The organism is Cognatiluteimonas profundi, assembly GCF_009792795.1.
Lineage (GTDB): Bacteria > Pseudomonadota > Gammaproteobacteria > Xanthomonadales > Xanthomonadaceae > Cognatiluteimonas > Cognatiluteimonas profundi.
The window spans coordinates 54,328-72,513 of the sequence record NZ_VKHQ01000002.1 but is presented as its reverse complement, the minus strand read 5'-3'; the positions used below and the strand labels follow the sequence as shown (position 1 = coordinate 72,513).

Below are 18,186 nucleotides of genomic sequence, written 5' to 3'. Positions count from 1 at the left end.
CGGAGTTCTAGCGGACGCCGTGCATCATCCGGCGCAGCAGCGGCGCGATGACGAATGCAACCACGGCGAAACCTACCCCGATCCAGGTCATGATCCAGAACAGGTGCGCGTACTTCGCGCCGGCGCTCGCGAAGTCCAGCGTCGTCCCCTCGGGAATGTCGATCGCGGCGAGCTTTCCGAACAAGGCCGCGAGGGTTTCGGAAAATGCCGTCGCCAGGAACCACGTACCCATCATCAGGCTGGCCACGCGGGCGACCGACAGCTGCGTCACCGCCGACAAGCCGACCGGCGCCAGGCACATTTCGCCGAGCTCCAGCACGAAGTACGCCAGCACCAGCCACCACACGCTCGCCAGTTCGCCGCTGGCGCCGGCCTGCTGCGCCGCCCACGCCAGCGGGATGAAACTCAGCCCCGCCAGCAGCAGACCCAGTGCCGATTTCACCGGCTTGGAAGGGTCGAGGTTTCGCCGTTCGAGCCACGCCCACAGGACGCTGAACACCGGTGCCAGCAGCACGATGAACAAGGCACCGAGATACGTCAGCGATCCCGCCGTCTGCGGCAGCACCAGCACGTCGCGCAGCAGGAACACCAGCATCGCCAACGCTGCCAGCCCGAACAGCACCTTGGGCGCGGCGGAGTCGGCGTTGCGATCGGACAGCTGCGCCGACACCATGAAGGCCGCCGGCGCGAGCAGCAGCGAGACGATGGACCACGGCGCGTTGCGCAGGAACACCATGACATTCGACCAGGCGTCGACTGTCCACGTGACCGGCGCCTGTGCCTGGACCAGCGATGGCACGACATCCTTGGTGAGCATGCGATCGGTGAACGTCACCCACGAGCCGTAGGTCTGCTCGTAGAGGGTGAAGAACACCAGGCACATCGCGATCAGGACGATCAGCGCGATCATCTGGTGACGTTGCACCGGCGTGCACTGGGTCGCGATGAACCAGAAGAACCACACCAGGACCGCCAGCATCACCGCGATCATCAACAACAGCGCGAGCGAGACTTCGCCACCCAGCGCGAATGCGCCGTTGGCGACCGCCCACATCAGCCATGCGACTGGCAGCAGGCCGGCGATCGCGCCCAGGTAGATGGCCCATTCGCGCGGCATTCCCCACACGCGTTCGCGCAGTTTTTCGGGGGCCGGCGATTCTGCGTGTCCGTGCAGGTATTTCTGTCCCCACATGAACTGCACCAGCCCGAACAGCATGCCGATGCCCGCGGCACCGAAGCCATAACTCCAGCCAAGGGTCTGGCCGAGGTAGCCGCACACGATCGAGGCGAACAGCGCCCCCAGGTTGATGCCGGCATAGAACAGCGAGAACCCGGAATCGCGCCGCGGGTCGTTTTCCGGATACAGCTTGCCGACGATCGTGGAGATGTTGGGCTTGAGGAATCCGACGCCCATGATGATCAGCGACAGCGAGAGATAGAACACGCGCAACGACGCCTCGTCACGCACGACGACGCCATTCACCAGCGTCGCGGCATCGCCCTCGAACGCCATGCCGAAATGCCCGCAGACCAGCAGCAGGCCACCGAAGATCACCGCCTTGCGCATGCCCAGGAAGCGGTCGGCGAGCAAGCCGCCGACCACCGGGAGGCAGTACACCAGGCCGCCATAGGCGCCCAGCACGTCCAGCCCGGACTTGTCGCCGAAGCGGTGGTGCTGCAGCAGGTACAACAGCAGCAATGCCTTCATCCCGTAGAACGAGAAGCGCTCCCACATCTCGGTGAAGAAACACACGTAGACGCCCTTCGGATGCCCGAACAGCTCGTCGCGCAGGTCGCGCCCGGCAGGCAGGGTGGCGTTCATGGGGATGGCAGTCATGGGCATTCCGCGGTGGACAGCCGGAGTGTAGCCCGCGGATCCGGCGGTGCCGGCGCGCGGGCAGGCCACTCGCACGTGGGACTCCGGGTTTGCAATACTCCGCTGTCTTCCAACAGGACCCGACCGTGGCCACCCAGAGCAAGCTCGCGGAACCCCGGACCGAACTGACCCTGCGCGCGCTGGTCCTCGGCGTCGTCATCACCGTGTTGTTCACCGCCGCCAACGTCTTCTTCGGGCTCAAGGCCGGCCTGACCTTCGCCACGTCGATCCCGGCCGCGGTCATCTCGATGGCGCTGCTGCGGAACTTCAAGAACTCGACCATCCAGGAAAACAACATCGTGCAGACCGTAGCCTCGGCGGCGGGCACCCTGTCGTCGATCATCTTCGTGCTGCCGGGGCTGGTGATCATCGGCTGGTGGACAGGCTTCCCGTACTGGGTGTCGTTCCTGATCTGCGCGCTGGGCGGCATCCTGGGCGTGATGTATTCCATCCCGCTGCGCCGCGCGCTGGTCACCGGCTCCGACCTGCCTTATCCCGAAGGCGTGGCCTGTGCCGAGGTGCTGAAGGTCGGAAGCCCTGGCGCCGGGGGCACCCGCGAAGGCGCCGAGGAAAGCCGGGCCGGCCTGCTCGCGGTGGTCTGGGGCGCGGTGGTCGCCGCTGGGTTCGCGATCGTCGTGGCGACGCGCGTGTTCACCAGCGACGTCAAGCATTACTTCAAGGTTGGCAGCGGCAACGCCGTCACCGGCTTCGACTTTGCGTTGTCGATGGCACTGTTCGCGGTCGGCCACCTCGTTGGCCTATGGGTCGGCGTGGCCATGCTGCTGGGCGCGATCATCGGCTGGGGCTGGGGCGTGCCGCATTTCTCCGTACTGCTGCCCATGACCGGCAGCCCGGAAGACTTCGCCGGCGCGACCTGGAGCACGCAGGTGCGCTTCGTCGGCGCGGGCACGATTGGTGTTGCCGCGATCTGGACGCTCGGCAAGCTGGTCAAGCCGGTGATCAGTGGCCTCGCCTCGGCGATGGCCGCCAACCGCGCGCGCAAGGGCGGCACGCTGCACACGTTGCCGCGCACCGAGCACGACATCCCGATCGGCATCGTCGGCCTCATCATGGCCGCCTGCTTCGTGCCGATCGCCTTCCTGCTCAACTACTTCGCCAACGAGACCGGATTGAGCGCGCACACACCCACGTTGATCCTGGGCGGCCTGCTGTACATCGTGATCACCGGATTCATGGTCTCCGCCATCTGCGGTTACATGGCCGGCCTGATCGGCTCATCGAACAGCCCACTGTCGGGCATCGGCATCCTGGTCGTCATCGGTGCGGCGCTGCTGCTGGTGTTCGGCATCAAGCCGCTGATGGAGCCCGGGCACGAGAAGGGACTGGTGGCGTTCGCGTTGCTGGTCACGGCCGTGGTGTTCACCGTCGCGGCGATCGCCAACAACAACCTGCAGGACCTCAAGACAGGCCAACTCGTCGACGCCACGCCCGCCAAGCAGCAGTGGGCGCTGATCGTCGGCGTGATCGCCGGCGCGGCGGTCATTCCGCCGGTGCTGTCGCTGGTGAACACGGCCTACGGCTTCGCCGGCGCTCCGGGCGTGGACCCGGCCAAGGCCCTTGCCGCGCCGCAGGCCGGTCTGATCTCCGCGCTCGCGCAAGGCGTGATCCAGAACAACATCGACTGGAGCCTGATCGGCATCGGCGCCGCCATCGGCGTGGTGCTGATCGTGCTCGACGCAGTGTTGCGCCGCACGACGAAGCACGCGCACCTGTCGCCGCTGGCGGTGGGCCTGGGTATCTACCTGCCGACCTCGGCCACGCTGATGGTGGTCGTTGGCGCCATCGCCGGCGCGCTTTACGACCGCCGCGCCGAACGCAGCGCACGGCCCGAAGCGGCGAAGCAACTCGGCGTGCTGCTCGCCTCCGGCATGATCGTCGGCGAGGGACTTGTCGGCGTGCTGATTGCCGGCATCGTTGCGTTCAAGTTGTTCCCGCTGTCGCTGGTCGGCGACCAATTCGCCGCGGGCCCGGCCCTCTGGATCGGTGGCGTGGCCTTCGTGCTGGCGGTGCTGTTGCTGTACCGCTGGATCGAGGGCCTGTCACGCCGCGCGATAGCCTGAGCACTACAGCCTGATCATTCCCACAAGATCATTCCCACAAGACGCAACGGATCCCACATGACGCCTCGCCACGCTTTGCTTCCACTCGCCCTGCTGCTCACCTGGTCGTCGTCCGCACTCGCCGCGCGCGGGTTCCAGGCCCGCGACCTGGAAACCATGGACCGCTTCTCGTCCCCGACGCTGTCGCCGGATGGCCACAAGCTGGTGTTCGCCAAGCGCGTGGTCGACTACGCCGCCAACAAGGCCGCCAGCGCACTGTGGATCGAGGACGTGCCCGCGCACGACACCGCGCATGCGAAACAACTCACGCCAAAGGGCTGGAACGTCAACTCACCGGCGTTTTCCCCGAACGGGAAGACCGTGTATTTCCTCAGCGCGAAGTCGGGCAGCTCGCAGCTCTACGCGATGCCGGCTTCAGGGGGAGCGCCGTCGGCGGTCACCGCATTGCCCGTGGACGTCGATGCATTCGCGTTGTCGCCCGATGGCAAGCGCGTGGCCCTCGCCGCAGGCGTCTTTCCCGCCTGTGGCGCTGACCTGGGCTGCACGAAGGACAAGCTCGATGGCGTCGGCAAGGACAAGTCCACCGGCGTCGTCTTCGACCACCTCTTCATCCGCCACTGGGACACCTGGGCCGATGGCCGCATCAATCGGCTCTTCGTCGCAGCGCTCGGCGGCAAGGCGCCGTCGAAGGCCGCCACCCTGATCGGCGCCGACCTGGTCGCCGACGTGCCGTCCAAGCCCTTCGGCGACATGAGCGACGTGGCCTGGGCGCCGGATGGCAGGAGCCTGGTCGTCAGTGCGCGACTGTCCAATGGCGATGAGCCGCACTCGACCAACTTCGACCTGTACCGGCTCAACGCCGACGGCAGTGGCACCGCGCAGAACCTCACCGCCGCCAACAAGGCCTGGGACGCCGGCCCGGTGTTCAGCGCCGACGGCAGGACGCTGTATTACCGCGCGATGAAGCGCCCGACCTTCGAGGCCGATCGCTTCGCGTTGATGGCGATGGACCTGGGAACGGGTGCGACGCGGGAGATCGATCCGCAGTGGGACCGCTCGGCCGACGGCATCACCCTGTCCGACGATGGCAATACCATCTACACCACGGCCGAGAACCTCGGACAGCACCCGCTGTTCTCGGTCGACATCGCCAGCGGCGGCGTCACCGAAATGGTCGGCGACGGTACCGTGTCGGCATTCGTGATCGAGGGGCCGACGCTGGCGTTTGCGCGCAACAGCATGCAGACCGGCGACCAGCTGTTCACCGGCGGAATCAATGGCGCGCCCGTCGTTGCAGCAACGCCCAGTGCCGCGGACATGCTGCCGGAGGTCAAGTTCGGCGCGTACGAGCCCTTCCAGTTCAAGGGCTGGAACGGCGACACCGTGCACGGCTACATCGTCAAGCCATGGAACTACGAGGAAGGCAAGACCTATCCGGTCGCGTTCCTGATCCATGGCGGCCCGCAGGGCAGCTTCGGCAACGGCTGGAGCTACCGCTGGAATCCGCAGACGTATGCCGGGCAGGGCTACGCGGTGGTGATGGTGGACTTCCATGGGTCGACCGGATACGGCCAGGCGTTCACCGACGCGATCTCGCAACACTGGGGCGACCGTCCGCTGGAAGACCTGCAGAAAGGCTGGGCCGCGGCACTGTCGCAGTATTCCTTCCTCAATGGCGACAAGGCCTGCGCGCTCGGCGCCAGCTACGGCGGCTTCATGGCCTACTGGATCGCCGGCAACTGGCAGCAACCGTGGAAGTGCATCGTTGCGCACGATGGCGTGTTCGACAATCGCATGATGGGTTATGCGACCGAAGAGCTCTGGTTCAGCGAGTGGGAGAACGGCGGCACGCCGTGGAGCAATCCAGAGGGTTACGAGAAGTTCAACCCGATCCTGCACGTCAAGGACTGGACGGTGCCGATGCTGATCGTCCACAGCCAGCAGGATTTCCGCATCCCGGTGGAGCAGGGCATCGCCGCATTCACCGCATTGCAGCGCAAGGGCATCGAGTCGAAATACCTGTACTTCCCGGATGAGAGCCATTGGGTGCTCAAGCCGCAGAACAGCGTGCTCTGGCACGACACGGTCAATGCGTGGCTGAAGCAACACATCGGGCAGTAAGACCTGTCCGTGGCAACAAGGCCCCGCTCGATCGAGCGGGGCTTTTTTTTGGGCGTTGCTGGCAGTAGAGCCGGGCGCGTGGCCTGTGCCATCCGACGGATGACGGCACGATCGCTACGCGGATCCCAGCATGCGCAACAGTGCCTGCGCAGCGGCCGGATTGCGCTCCTTGGCGCCGCTGATGAAATAGAGGAAGACGTCGCGTGCCGACGTCTTGCCGGTGGCGGCCGGACCGATCCGCGGAAGATCGCCTGGCTCGCCGCCACGGCTCCAGGTCCGGGCGCGCTCCGCCCAGATCCGCAGCTCCGCTTCCGGATACCCGGTGGGGATCGCGCTGTGGGTTCCCATCAGGCGCGCATAGACGAAGTCCGCGGTCACGTCGGCAAACGACGGATGCTCGGTCGAGTCGGTGAAGACGGTCGCCATGCCATGGCGGCGGGCCAGCGCGATGAAGTCGGCATCGACCACCGCCTGCACGCGCACGTCCAGGACATGCCGCAGCGCGCGTCCATCGACGCGCGCCGGGAGCAGTTCGACGAACCGCGCAAGATCGTCGAGTTGCAGCTTCCGCATCGGATCGAACTGCCACACGATCGGACCGAGCTTGCCGGCAAGCGTGACGATGCCGGCGAGGAAGGCATCGATCTGTCCGCCGGTGTCGGCCAGTGCGCGCGCCATGGTGATGCGCATCGGTGCCTTGACCGAGAACACGAAGCCATCGGGCGTCTCGTCACGCCACTTCGCGTAGGTCGCCGGTTTCTGCGCGCCGTACCAGGTGCCGTTGATCTCGATGGCGGTGAGGTGGCGGCTGGCGTATTCCAGTTCGCGGCGCTGCACCAGCCCGGCGGGGTAGAAGTTGTCCCGCCAGGGCGCGTAGGTCCAGCCGCCCACGCCGACGCGGATGCCGTCGACGACGCGCGGTGTCGTCGCGATCGGCTCCGGTTCGGCGGGAAGGCGGGCCATCGTCAGTGGATGGGTTCGTCCAGCATCAGTTCGCGCACGTAGCGCACCGGCGGTGCGCCGTAGGACAGCACCTGGTCGTGGTATGCCTTCTCGTTGAAACGGTCGCCAAGCCTGGCTTCCATCGCGTGGCGCAGGTCGAACTGCTCCTGCACGCCGACGAAGTATGTCGGCAGCTGCGCCGACGACAACTGCGCGCGGACCCACTTGCCGGCGGCTTCGCGTTCCTGCTGGAAGGTCTGCTGCGTCATCAGCTGCATCGCCTGCTCGCGCGTCCAATGGTCGACATGCACGCCCTGGTCGAGCAGGGCATTGGCGACCGAACGCAGGTAGAACTTCAGCTGCACCAGATGGAACAGCGGATCGTTGTCCATGTAGCCGGCCCTGGTCATCATGTCCTCGGTGTAGACCGCCCAGCCCTCGGCGAAGACGCCGGAACGCAGCACCGCCCGCAAGGTCGAAGGAAATTGCGCCGAATGCGCGCCTTCGAGGTAGTGCCCGGGCATGGCCTCGTGGATGGTCAGCAGGTTGATCATCCGCGAGTTGTATTCGCGCAGGAACGAGTCCGCCTGTTTCGGGGTCCAGTCATCGGGGATCGGCGAGATCGCGAAATACGTTGCCAATCCCTTGTCCAGCGGGCCGGGTGAATCGCAGTACGCGACCGCGACGCCGCGCTGGAATTCCGGCATGAGCACCACGTTGACGGGGTCATTGGGCACGGTCACCAGGTCCTTTGCGCGCACGAACGCCGTTGCGTTCGCCAGCGCCTGCTTCGCTGCCGGCACGACCTGGTCCCGTGCGGGGTGATCGGCGTAGGCCAGCTCGAGGGCGGCCTCGATGGCCGCCTGCTGTTGCACGGCGGTCGGCGTTGCCGGCAGCGGCGTCGCCGATTTACGGTCCTTCAGCACGCCGCGCGCGATGTCGTACATCTCGCCGCGCACGCGCTTGATCTCCGCTTCGGCGCGCTGCCGGATCTCGGCTCGCGACAAGGTCGAGTCCAGCGACATCCGCAGCTTCTCGTCGTACAGCTTCTGGCCGATGCGGAAATCGCCCTTCGCATTCGGCACCAGCGTCCCGTCGAGCCATGCCTGTTGATCGGCGACGGCCGTGCGCAGCCCGGCGACCGCCGCATCCAGTCGCTGGCGGTCCGCGCCGGTGAGCTGGCCGGCGTTGGGCGTGATGAATTCATCCACCAGGCTGAGCACGCCGGCATTCTGCTTGGCGACTGTCTCGGCATGGATCCTGGGCACGCGCGCCGGATCGAGGTTGGCGCGCATCTGCAGGAAGATCCCGGGGATCTTCTCCATGCGCGCGGTCGCCGATTTCAATCGCTGCGGCATCGGCGCGAAGTCGCGCGCCATGACGTTGTAGATCGCGCCGCCGGCCAGGCCGTTGTACACCTGCGGATCCCACGCCCACGACTGGAAGGTGTCGATGCTCCAGATGTCCGAGCGCAGCTGGTTGCGCAGGATCATCGCGTCGACCTGGTTTTCCCGCGACAGCGCGCTGGCGTCGATGGCGTCGAGCTCGGACAGCACCTGCCGGCTGAAGTCGACCATGCGCTGCCGCCCGCCCGCACTCAGGTCGTCGATCTCGCTGTCGAAACGATGGTCGCCCAGCTGCGTGGCCGAGACCGGGTTGAGCCGGGTCCATCCGTCCAGCCAGTGTTTGGCGACGGCATCGAAGCGTGCGTCGGCAGCATTGACGACCGGGGCGGCGATCGACGTCGATTGGTCGGGGCGAACGGGCGCCGTGGATTGGCAGGCGGCCAGGGTGGCGGTCAGCAGGGTTGCGGCGAGCAGTGACGGGCGCATGGCGGTCTCGGTGGCGTAAACCCCAAGCATATCCCCCGCCAGCGGGGAGGCAATCGACAGGCGCGGGCCTAGGCCACGATTTCGGCGGTGCGCGCCTCGCGCAGGGCGAGCCAGTGTCCGGCCGGCTGCGGACGTCCGAAGAAATACCCCTGCCCGAAGACGCAACCCATGTCGCGCAGGATCCGCAGCTGCTGTTCGGTCTCGATGCCCTCGGCGACGACTTCCAGTCCCAGCGAACGCGCCAGCGCCAGGATCGCGCCGATCACCGCCAGGCTCCGAGGCGAGTCCTCCTGTCCCAGCGGGGCGACGAAGGACTGGTCGATCTTGATCATCTTCAGCGGGAACCGGTGCACGTAACCCAGCGAGGAGTAGCCGGTGCCGAAGTCGTCCAGCGCGGCCTCGATGCAGGCGACGCGCAATCGCTGCAGGACCTTGGCCACGGCGGCCGGGTCGCCGAGCAAGGTGCCTTCGGTGACTTCGATGCGCAGCTTGGCGGGGTCGAAGCCGGTTTCCGACGTGACCGCCAGCAGGCGTTCGTCGAGGTCCTCGTTCTGGAAATGACGCGGCGAGACGTTGATGGTGATGAAGCCGCCGTCGCGAACCAGTGCCGCGCCCGCCGTGCAGGCCATGTTGTACATCTGCCAGTCGATCGCCTCGATCTGTCCGCTGTCCTCGGCCACGCGCAGGAATTCGCCCGGCAACAGCACGCCACGCTGCGGATGGTGCCAGCGCACCAGTGCCTCGTAGCCGACGGCCATCGAATCGGCAAGCCGCACCAATGGCTGGAAATACGGCTCGAATTGTCCCGCCGCCAATGCCTCGCGCAACTCCTGCTCAAGCCCGAGGACGTCCATGGCATTGCGTTGCAGCGAATCGTCGAACATCACGAATCGTTGGCGGCCGGCGCTCTTCGCCCGGTACAGCGCGATGTCGGCGTCGCGCAGCAGTTCGTCCGTCGTCTGGTAGCGCCGGTCGCCGATCGCGATGCCGATGCTGGCCGACGTATGCAATTCATGTGCATTGACCAGCAGCGGCCGCTTCAGCGCCTCGAGCACGCGCTGTGCGACCTTGCTCGCCGTCTGCGGAACGGGGGCGTCCTCGAGCAGCAACGCGAATTCGTCGCCCGACAGCCGCGCGACCACGTCCGGTTCGCGGACGCATTCGCCCAGGCGGCGCGCGACTTCCTGCAGCACCTGGTCGCCAGCCAGGTGGCCCAGGCTGTCGTTGATGATCTTGAACCGGTCCACGTCCAGGTAGAGCAGGGCGAAGCGCCGCTCCTCGTTGCGGCGTACGCCGGCGATCGCACGCTCCACGCGGTCGCGCAGGTACAGCCGGTTGGGAAGTCCGGTCAGCGGGTCGTGCATGACCTGGTGCTGGAGTTGCGCCTCGATCTGCTCACGGACGGCGATCTGTTCGCGCAGTTCGAGCGTGCGTTCCTCGACGCGCTCCTCAAGGCGGATGTGCGAGGTCAGCAGGGCATCGGCGGCACGCCGGCGCTGGATGCTGCTGGCCAGCTGGTAGGAGACGAACGTCAGCAGCTCGGCATCGCGCTGGTCGTAGCGCACGTCGGGCGTGTAACTCTGCACGGCGACCACGCCGATGCACGACTCGGTGCCGATCAGCGGCACGCCCAGCCAGCATGCGGTCGGCGAGTCGATATAGCCCTCGTCGATTTCGCCCGCCTCGATCAGGCTGCGCGCCGCCTCGCGGCCGTCGACCAGCTGCGCACGCCCGCTGCGCAAGGTGTATTCCGTCAGGCCGCGCCCGAGCGGGCGTGCGGCGCTGTGCGGCGCGTTGCGATCCACGCGATAAGGGAATTCGAGCGTCGAGCCGTCCCCTGACAGCAGCGCGATGTAGAAATTGTCCGCGTTGATCAGGTCCGACACGACGGCATGCACGTGCCGGAAGAAGCGTTCGCTGCTCTCGTCGACGCTGGCAAGCGCCGCGATCTGGTACAGCGCCGACTGCAGGCGTTCGCCACGCTGGCGTTCGGCGACTTCCTGGCGCAGCTCCTCGTTGGTTTCGGCCAGCTGTGCGGTGCGCTCCTCCACCCGGCGCTCGAGTTCCGCCTGGCCCTGCTTGCGTTCCAGCGCGGTCAGGATGTGCTCGCCGACAAATCCCAGCAGCGCCATGTCGGTGCTGCTGAATGTCACGTCGGGCAGGTAGCTCTGCACCACCATGACCCCGCGCACCTGTCCGTCGCGCAGCATCGGCACGCCGAGCCAGTCGTGGCTGTCGGCGCCATGGATGTTGAGCGGGCCGGGGATCTGCGCCTGCAGTTGCTCGGTGGTGCCCATCCACGGCTTGCGCTCATGGATCGTCCACCAGGTCGGGCCGTGCCTGATGCGGTCCAGCGGGAATTCCTCGCCGGCCGTGGGGCCGGCGGCGTCGACGCTGTCGACGAAGTACAGGAAGCGGATGTTGCCGTCGGCCTCGTTGTACAGCGCGATGTAGAAGTTCTCCGCGTACATCAGCTCGCCGACGATACGGTGCAGCCCGCGCAGCATGTCGGGCATGTCCAAATTGGAGCCGGCCATGTCGGCGATCGCGAACAACGCCCGCTGCAGATGCTCGGCCTGGGCCAGCTGCGCAACGGTTCCGTGCAGGCGCTGGATCGCCAGCACTTCAGCCATGCGCGCACCGGCGGCCTGCAGGCCTGACGCCGGCAACGCATCGTTTGCGGCTGGAAGATGGAGCACGGCCGTCGCGCCGTCCTTGTCGCAAAGGACCTGCGTGGTTGCCGACTGGGTCGCCCGCTCGCGCCATTCCTGCAATGCCGCATGGGCGGCAGCCAGCACGCAGGGCTCCAGGCAGGGTGAGGGATACGACGTAATGGCATGCGGCCAGTTGTCCGACCACAGCACGCACGTGCCGGGCGCGGCCAGCGCCGGATCGCTCTCCAGCATGACGTCGGCGACCTGCTCGGGCGTGATCGCGTGCAGCAGTCGATCGGCCAGCGTGGCGCGTTCTATGACGGAACCTTTGCGTGGCATCGGGGTTCCCTGGAGGGTGTGGTGGCAGTATCCGGCAATGCGGTGCGCGAAAATGGGCGCCGCGCCACGCAAACGCCGACCCGCCCAGCGAATGAGGCGCGTGCTCCCGGCGGCGTCGCGCAGGGCGGCGGTGAGCGTCCTCAGCTGCGCCATTCAGGAATACCTGTCTGTCGACCGCGCACGCCATGCGCGCGCAGTCGCAGGCCGCGGATGCCTAGTCTTCTTCTTCCTCGAACTCCACCAGGGCATCCAGGTCGAAGGCCAGCGCCTCGGCCGCCTCGCGCACCCGGCGGGCGGTGGAGTCGTTCGGGGCGTCGATCTCGATCTCATGGACGTCAGGGCCCGCGATGTCGCTCAGGCCGGCCGAACTCGAATCGGCATCGTCCATGTGCGGCATCAGGTCGCCGACTTCCTCGACGTGCTCGATTCCATCCAGGCTTTGCAGCAGGTTCATCATGGCGCGGACGTCGCCTTCACCGCCGGTCACGCGCATTCTCAGGGTCGGCATCGCAACTCTCTGGGCTGGGGAGAAGCCGGGAGCCTAGGCAGGGCCGGGCTAAGTCGACGTGACGGCGAAGTGCCTGCCGCCCCACTGGACGCGGCAAATCCCCGCGGCGTAGATTGCGTGAACCGGCGCGAGGGTGGGGGCGCCGTGGCGTCGCAGCAGAACCGGGGAATCGCATGTCGTCCTGCCCGTTCCACCGATCCGGCCGGGTCCACGAACCTGTCGTGGCCGACGTGTGCCCCACGCCAGCCTGGCTTGCCGTCGCATGAGCGAAGCCGGGCAGGTGGCATCGCTCGACGTCGCCCTCGCGCACGCCACGCGGCTGCTCGCCAGTGAGCCCGAACTCGCCGCCGAACAGGCACGCGAAATCATCGCCGTGGTCGGCGAGCATCCAATGGCATTGCTGGTGCTGGGCGCATCGCATACCGCGCGCGGGGCTCCGGAGCAGGCGGTCGCTGTCCTCGCGCCGGTCGCGGCAGCGCAGCCGCAGTGGGCGATGGCGCAGTGGGAGCTGGGACGGGCGTTGTCAGCCCTGGGCCGCAGCGATGCCGCCACGGCGGCGCTCAGGCGCGCGGTCAGCCTCAAGCCGGACCTCCCCGGCGCGTGGTTGATGCTGGCCGACCAGTTGGCGCTGGCTGGCGATGCGACAGCCGCCTCGGCCGCGTATTCGAGCCATGTCCGTTATTCGACCCGTGACCCCGACCTGCTCGCCGCCGCAACGGCCTTGTGCGAGGACCGCATACCCGACGCCGAACTCCTGCTGCGCGCGCACCTGAAGAAGTCGCCGACCGACGTCGCCGCGATCCGGATGCTGGCCGAGCTGGCGGCGCGCCTGGGACGCGACGACGATGCCGAGGCGTTGCTGGCGCGCTGCATTGCGCTGGCGCCGGATTTCGACGCTGCGCGGCATCACCATGCACTCGTCCTCAATCGCGCCAATCGTGCCGCCGAGGCCCTGGCCGAAGTGGAGTGCCTGCTGCGCAAGGATCCGCGCAATCCCGCCTACAGGAACCTCAAGGCGGTGATCCTGTGCCGGACCGGCGACTACCTGCCGGCCATCGACATCTACGACGCACTGCTGGCGCAATACCCGGACCACGCAAGGATCTGGCTGAGCTACGGCCACGCCTTGAAGACAGCAGGAAGGCAGGAGCAGGCGATCGCGGCGTATCGACGCAGCAGCGCGCTCGAGCCGGGCTTCGGCGACGCCTGGTGGAGCCTGGCCAACCTGAAGACCTTCCGTTTCAGTGCGGACGATGTGCGAGCGATGCGCGCGCAACTCGAGCGCGCCGACCTCGGCGACGAACACCGCCAGCACTTTGCATTCGCCTTGGCCAAGGCGCTCGAGGACGCTGAGGAGTTCGAGGAATCCTTCGTGCATTACCAGCGTGGCAACAGCCTGCGGCGCATGACGAGTCCCTACAGCGCCGACGACACCAGTGTCCGCACGCAGCGGGCGAAAGAGCTGTACACGGCCGACTTCTACGCGCAGCGAGCCGGTGCGGGCGCATCCGCGCCGGATCCGATCTTCATCGTCGGCTTGCCGCGTGCCGGGTCCACGCTGATCGAGCAGATCCTGTCCAGCCACAGCCAGGTGGAAGGCACGATGGAGTTGCCCGAACTGATGACGATGACGCGAGCGCTGCGTCGCCAGTCCGGTGCGGACGCCAGGACCTACCACGACGCCGTCGCCATGCTCGATGCGGAGCAGTTGCGCGAACTGGGCGAGCGCTACCTGGAGCGCACGCGCATCCACCGCAAGACATCCGCACCGTTCTTCATCGACAAGATGCCGAACAACTTCGCGCATGTCGGTCTCATCCGCCTGATCCTGCCGAACGCAAGGATCATCGATGCGCGGCGACATCCGATGGCATGCTGCTTTTCGGCCTTCAAGCAGTACTTCGCGCTGGGGCAGACCTTCACCTACGACCTCGTCGACCTTGGCCGCTATTACCAGGACTACGTCGCGCTGATGACGCATTTCGACGAGGTCCAACCCGGTCGCATCCATCGCGTCCGCTACGAACAGATGGTCACCGACACCGGCACCCAGGTGCGGCGACTGCTCGATTACTGCGGACTTCCCTTCGAGGAGCAGTGCCTGCGCTTCTTCGAGAACGAGCGTCCCGTGCGCACCGCCAGCTCCGAGCAGGTGCGCAGGCCGATCTTCCGTGAAGGCATCGATCACTGGCGGCATTACGAACCTTGGCTGGGCCCGTTGAAACAGGCGCTGGGGCCTGTGCTCGACGCATATCCGGAAACACTCCAGACACCGGCCTGTTCAACCAGGCCTTGAACGCTTGATCACCGATGGGGGAGATGCAATGCAACCGAGAGCATGGGCAATACAAAACCGGCGCAAATCGCGCTTGAACAGGCTGCCGCTGACCGCGGCGATCTACCTCGCCTGCTGCACGATGGCCTGGGCGCAGACCGCGCCCGCCGAACCGGATGCGGCCGCCACGCCAACGCCGCCCGACCAGGCGGTGAAGGACACGCGGACGCTGGACACGATCACGGTGACCTCGCAGAAGCGCGTGGAGAACCTGCAGAAGGTGCCGATCAGCGTGCAGGTGCTGGGGGAGGAGAAGCTCAAGCAGCAGGACGTGTTGAGCTTCGCCGATTACGCCAAGCTGCTGCCCAGCCTGTCCTACGGCACCGTCGGTGGTGGTGTGTTCTCCGGGCCGGGCTTCGCCCAGGTGTACATGCGCGGCGTCGCCAGCGGCGGTGATGGCAACCATTCGGGCTCGCAGCCGAGCGTGGGCATGTACCTGGACGAACAGCCGATCACCACGATCGAAGGCTCGCTGGACGTCCATATCTACGACGTGCAGCGCATCGAGGCGCTCGCCGGCCCGCAGGGCACGCTGTACGGTGCCAGTTCCCAGGCCGGCACCGTCCGCATCATCACCAACAAGCCCGACAAGAGCGCGTTTTCCTCCGGCTATGCGGTCGAGGCGAACACGATCGAAGGCGGCGGCACGGGCCATGTGCTCGAGGGTTTCGTCAACGCGCCGTTGTCGCCGAGCGCGGCGATCCGGCTGGTCGGCTGGCAGAAGCACGATGCCGGCTATGTCGACAACGTCTTCGGCACGCGGACATTCCCGACGTCGGGGATCACCATCGACAACGCCGGCCGGGCGAAGGACAACTACAACTGGGCCAACACCGTCGGCGCCCGCGCGGCGTTGAAGATCGACCTCAACGACAACTGGTCGGTGACCCCGCAGGTCATGGGCCAGCGACAGGACGCCAATGGCAGCAGCGGTTACGACCCGTCGGTGGGCGACCTGGCGGTGACCCACTTCTACCCCGAGCATTCCAACGACCACTGGACGCAGGCGGCGCTGACGGTCGAGGGCAAGGTCGGCAATTTCGACCTCGTCTACGCCTACTCGCACCTGGGTCGCCAGGTCGATTCGCAGGCCGACTACAGCGATTACGGCTATTGGTACGACCAGCCCGGCCTTGGCTATGGCGCTTACTTCGTCGACGACAGCGGTGCATTCATCAATCCGTCCCAGCACATCAATGCGAAGGACGGCTACACGATGACCAGCCACGAACTGCGACTGACGTCGCCACAGGACAATCGCCTGCGGATGGTCGCAGGCCTGTTCTGGCAACGGCAGGGCCACGACATCTACCAGCGTTATCTTGTCGACAACCTTGCGTCGTCGCTTGAAGTCACCGGATTCCCGGACACCATCTGGCTGACGGCGCAACAACGACAGGATCGCGATGAAGCCGCGTTCGGCGAAGTCTCGTTCGACCTGACGCCGCGGTTGACCGCGACCGGCGGCATGCGGTTCTTCAAGTCGGAGAATTCACTGGAAGGATTCTTCGGATTCGGGCCCGGATACAGCAGCTCGACGGGTGAAGCAGCTTGTTTCTCCACCGAGCAGTTCCACGGCGCGCCCTGCGTGAACCTGGACAAGTCGACGCACGAGACCGGCTCCCTGGGGCGTGCCAACCTCACCTGGCGCATCGACGACAACAGGATGGTGTACGGGACGTGGTCCCAGGGCTATCGCCCCGGTGGAATCAACCGGCGCGGAACATTGCCGCCATACAAGGCCGACTTCCTGACCAACTATGAGCTGGGCTGGAAAACGAGTTGGGCGGACAACCAGTTTTCGTGGAACGGCGCCGTGTTCCAGGAGGACTGGAAGGATTTCCAGTTCTCGTTCCTCGGCCAGAACGGGCTGACGGAAATCCACAACGCCGGCCAGGCGCGGATCCGTGGTCTTGAAACCGATATCCGATGGAGGGCCACGACGAACCTTGCCATCACAAGCGCCGCTGCGTTCTACGACTCCAAGTTGACCGAGAACTATTGCGGTTGGCTCAGGCCCAACGGAGATCCTGAAACCGTCTGCCCGGCCGGAACGCTCGACCCGAATGGCGACGTGGTGTCCGGTCCGGAAGCGCCCGCCGGTGCACGACTGCCAGTGACGGCGCGCTTCAAGGGCAACGTCACCGCCCGCTACAGCTTCGACCTGTTCGGTGGCGAAGCCTATGGCCAGGCCGCCGTGATCCACCAGGGCGATCGCCGCACGGACCTGCGCACGGCTGAGAACAACCTGCTCGGCAACCTGCCGGCCTACACGCTGGCCGACCTGTCGGCGGGATTCAAGAAGGGCAACTGGGCGCTGGACTTCTTCCTGAAGAATGCCTTCGACAAACGCACGGAGCTGGCGCGATTCGCCGAGTGCGCAACAGCCGTCTGTGGCAACGAGCCCTATATCGTGACGACGCAGCCACGCACGTTCGGTATCCGCTTCTCGCAGGATTTCTAGCGCGCGCTTCATCGATGGACGCAAAACGCCCGCCTGACAGCGGGCGTTTTGCGTGGGGCGCGGCTATTTCGGCGGGTTGCGCGCGGGCAGCGGCACGTTGCACAGGTCGATGTGGCCGGCCGGCAGCTTGTACCAGTCATCCCGGCGGTTGCGACGCGACTCGACGAACGCGGTGAACAGCGGCGTGTCGGTGCGCAGGACCTGCAGCGGCGTTCGTTGCGATTCGGGCAGGTCCGAGGCGAGGGTCAATGACTTGATCGGCACGCGTTGTTCCGCCTTCGCGTACATGCCCAGCGGACCGCTGCCGCGCGGAAGCACGGACAGCCATTCCATGCCCTGCACGACGCGGCCGACGACGGTGATGTTGCGATCCAGTTGCCGTGGCGACTGGCCGTCGACGACGTAGAGTTCGGTGCCATTGCTGGAGTCGGCGGCCATGTCGCGACCGGCGCCCACCGTGCCGTAGCAATGCGCCAGCCATGCCTGGCCGGTGCGCGGGTCGCGCGCTGCGGGGAAGCCGCCGCTGAATCCGACCTGCGGTGCCCAGCCGTCGCGATCAGGCAGGCGCACGAACGGGATCCCGGCGCTCCTGCGGGTGAACTCCGCCGGCAGGTGCGCCTTTGCGGATCCCAACGGCTTGCGCTGGGCATCGTCCTCGGCGGGATCGCCCCATTGCACGACGAAGTTGTCCTGCGACCGGTTGATGCTCAGGCCGTCCCAGTAGTGCTCGTGCGCGAGCGTGCGGATGTTGGCGACGTGGGCGGGCGCGAAGTCGGGCGCCAGTTCGATCACGACGCGTCCGCTGGCAAGGTCCAGGTACAGGGTGTTGGCGGGATCGAGCGTTCGCCAGTCGCCCGCTTTCGATGAATCGAGCAGTTCCTGCGTCGACAGGGGCTTGGCCGGCGCAGCGCCCATGCATGGCATGCAGGCGAGCAGGAGGCAGGCAGGAATCAGGGCAACGCGCATGGGCAACTCCCCGGTGGTGACCGTGGGAGTGTAGTGGCGGGCGCGCGCAAGCGGAGAGCCGGTCGACA

Annotated in this window: 10 protein-coding genes; 4 read left to right on the top strand and 6 right to left on the bottom strand. The window is 66.5% G+C overall.

The window, feature by feature from the left end; genetic code table 11:
* Positions 1-7: 7 nt before the first annotated feature.
* Positions 8-1,822, bottom strand: a complete 1,815-nt coding sequence (locus GST15_RS01115; protein WP_233263017.1) for a peptide MFS transporter — start codon at positions 1,820-1,822, stop codon at positions 8-10.
* A 140-nt stretch (positions 1,823-1,962) separates the two neighbouring features.
* On the opposite strand from GST15_RS01115, the gene GST15_RS01110 reads away from it, so the two are divergent.
* On the top strand, positions 1,963-3,957 hold the full coding sequence (locus tag GST15_RS01110; RefSeq protein ID WP_159015414.1) for an OPT family oligopeptide transporter: 1,995 nt from the start codon (positions 1,963-1,965) through the stop codon (positions 3,955-3,957).
* A 57-nt stretch (positions 3,958-4,014) separates the two neighbouring features.
* Positions 4,015-6,078, top strand: coding sequence for a S9 family peptidase (locus tag GST15_RS01105; RefSeq protein WP_159015413.1), 2,064 nt, complete (start codon positions 4,015-4,017; stop codon positions 6,076-6,078).
* Between the two features lie 114 nt (positions 6,079-6,192).
* Here GST15_RS01105 and GST15_RS01100 read toward each other — a convergent pair whose 3' ends face one another.
* The 4 genes from GST15_RS01100 to GST15_RS01085 form a co-directional block, all read right to left on the bottom strand.
* Positions 6,193-7,041 carry a DUF72 domain-containing protein gene (locus tag GST15_RS01100; RefSeq protein WP_159015412.1) on the bottom strand — a complete coding sequence of 283 codons (849 nt, stop codon included), beginning with the start codon at positions 7,039-7,041 and terminating at the stop codon, positions 6,193-6,195.
* Positions 7,042-7,043: 2 nt separating this feature from the next.
* Complete coding sequence (locus GST15_RS01095; protein WP_159015411.1) at positions 7,044-8,852, bottom strand: DUF885 domain-containing protein; 1,809 nt, start codon at positions 8,850-8,852, stop codon at positions 7,044-7,046.
* A gap of 68 nt (positions 8,853-8,920) precedes the next feature.
* Positions 8,921-11,845, bottom strand: a complete 2,925-nt coding sequence (locus GST15_RS01090; protein ID WP_159015410.1) for a bifunctional diguanylate cyclase/phosphodiesterase — start codon at positions 11,843-11,845, stop codon at positions 8,921-8,923.
* A gap of 214 nt (positions 11,846-12,059) precedes the next feature.
* The gene (locus tag GST15_RS01085) at positions 12,060-12,353 is read right to left on the bottom strand and encodes a hypothetical protein (RefSeq protein ID WP_159015409.1); all 294 of its coding nucleotides are present in this window, start codon (positions 12,351-12,353) and stop codon (positions 12,060-12,062) included.
* 262 nt (positions 12,354-12,615) lie between these two features.
* Between GST15_RS01085 and GST15_RS01080 the strand changes: the two genes are divergently transcribed.
* Together GST15_RS01080 and GST15_RS01075 are read left to right on the top strand one after the other, a co-directional pair.
* Complete coding sequence (locus GST15_RS01080) at positions 12,616-14,649, top strand: tetratricopeptide repeat-containing sulfotransferase family protein (RefSeq protein ID WP_159015408.1); 2,034 nt, start codon at positions 12,616-12,618, stop codon at positions 14,647-14,649.
* 73 nt (positions 14,650-14,722) lie between these two features.
* Positions 14,723-17,152 (top strand): TonB-dependent receptor, encoded by a 2,430-nt coding sequence (locus tag GST15_RS01075; protein WP_159015407.1) that lies wholly within the window; start codon positions 14,723-14,725, stop codon positions 17,150-17,152.
* Between the two features lie 63 nt (positions 17,153-17,215).
* Here GST15_RS01075 and GST15_RS01070 read toward each other — a convergent pair whose 3' ends face one another.
* Positions 17,216-18,118 carry a peptidylprolyl isomerase gene (locus tag GST15_RS01070; protein WP_159015406.1) on the bottom strand — a complete coding sequence of 301 codons (903 nt, stop codon included), beginning with the start codon at positions 18,116-18,118 and terminating at the stop codon, positions 17,216-17,218.
* Positions 18,119-18,186: the final 68 nt, after the last annotated feature.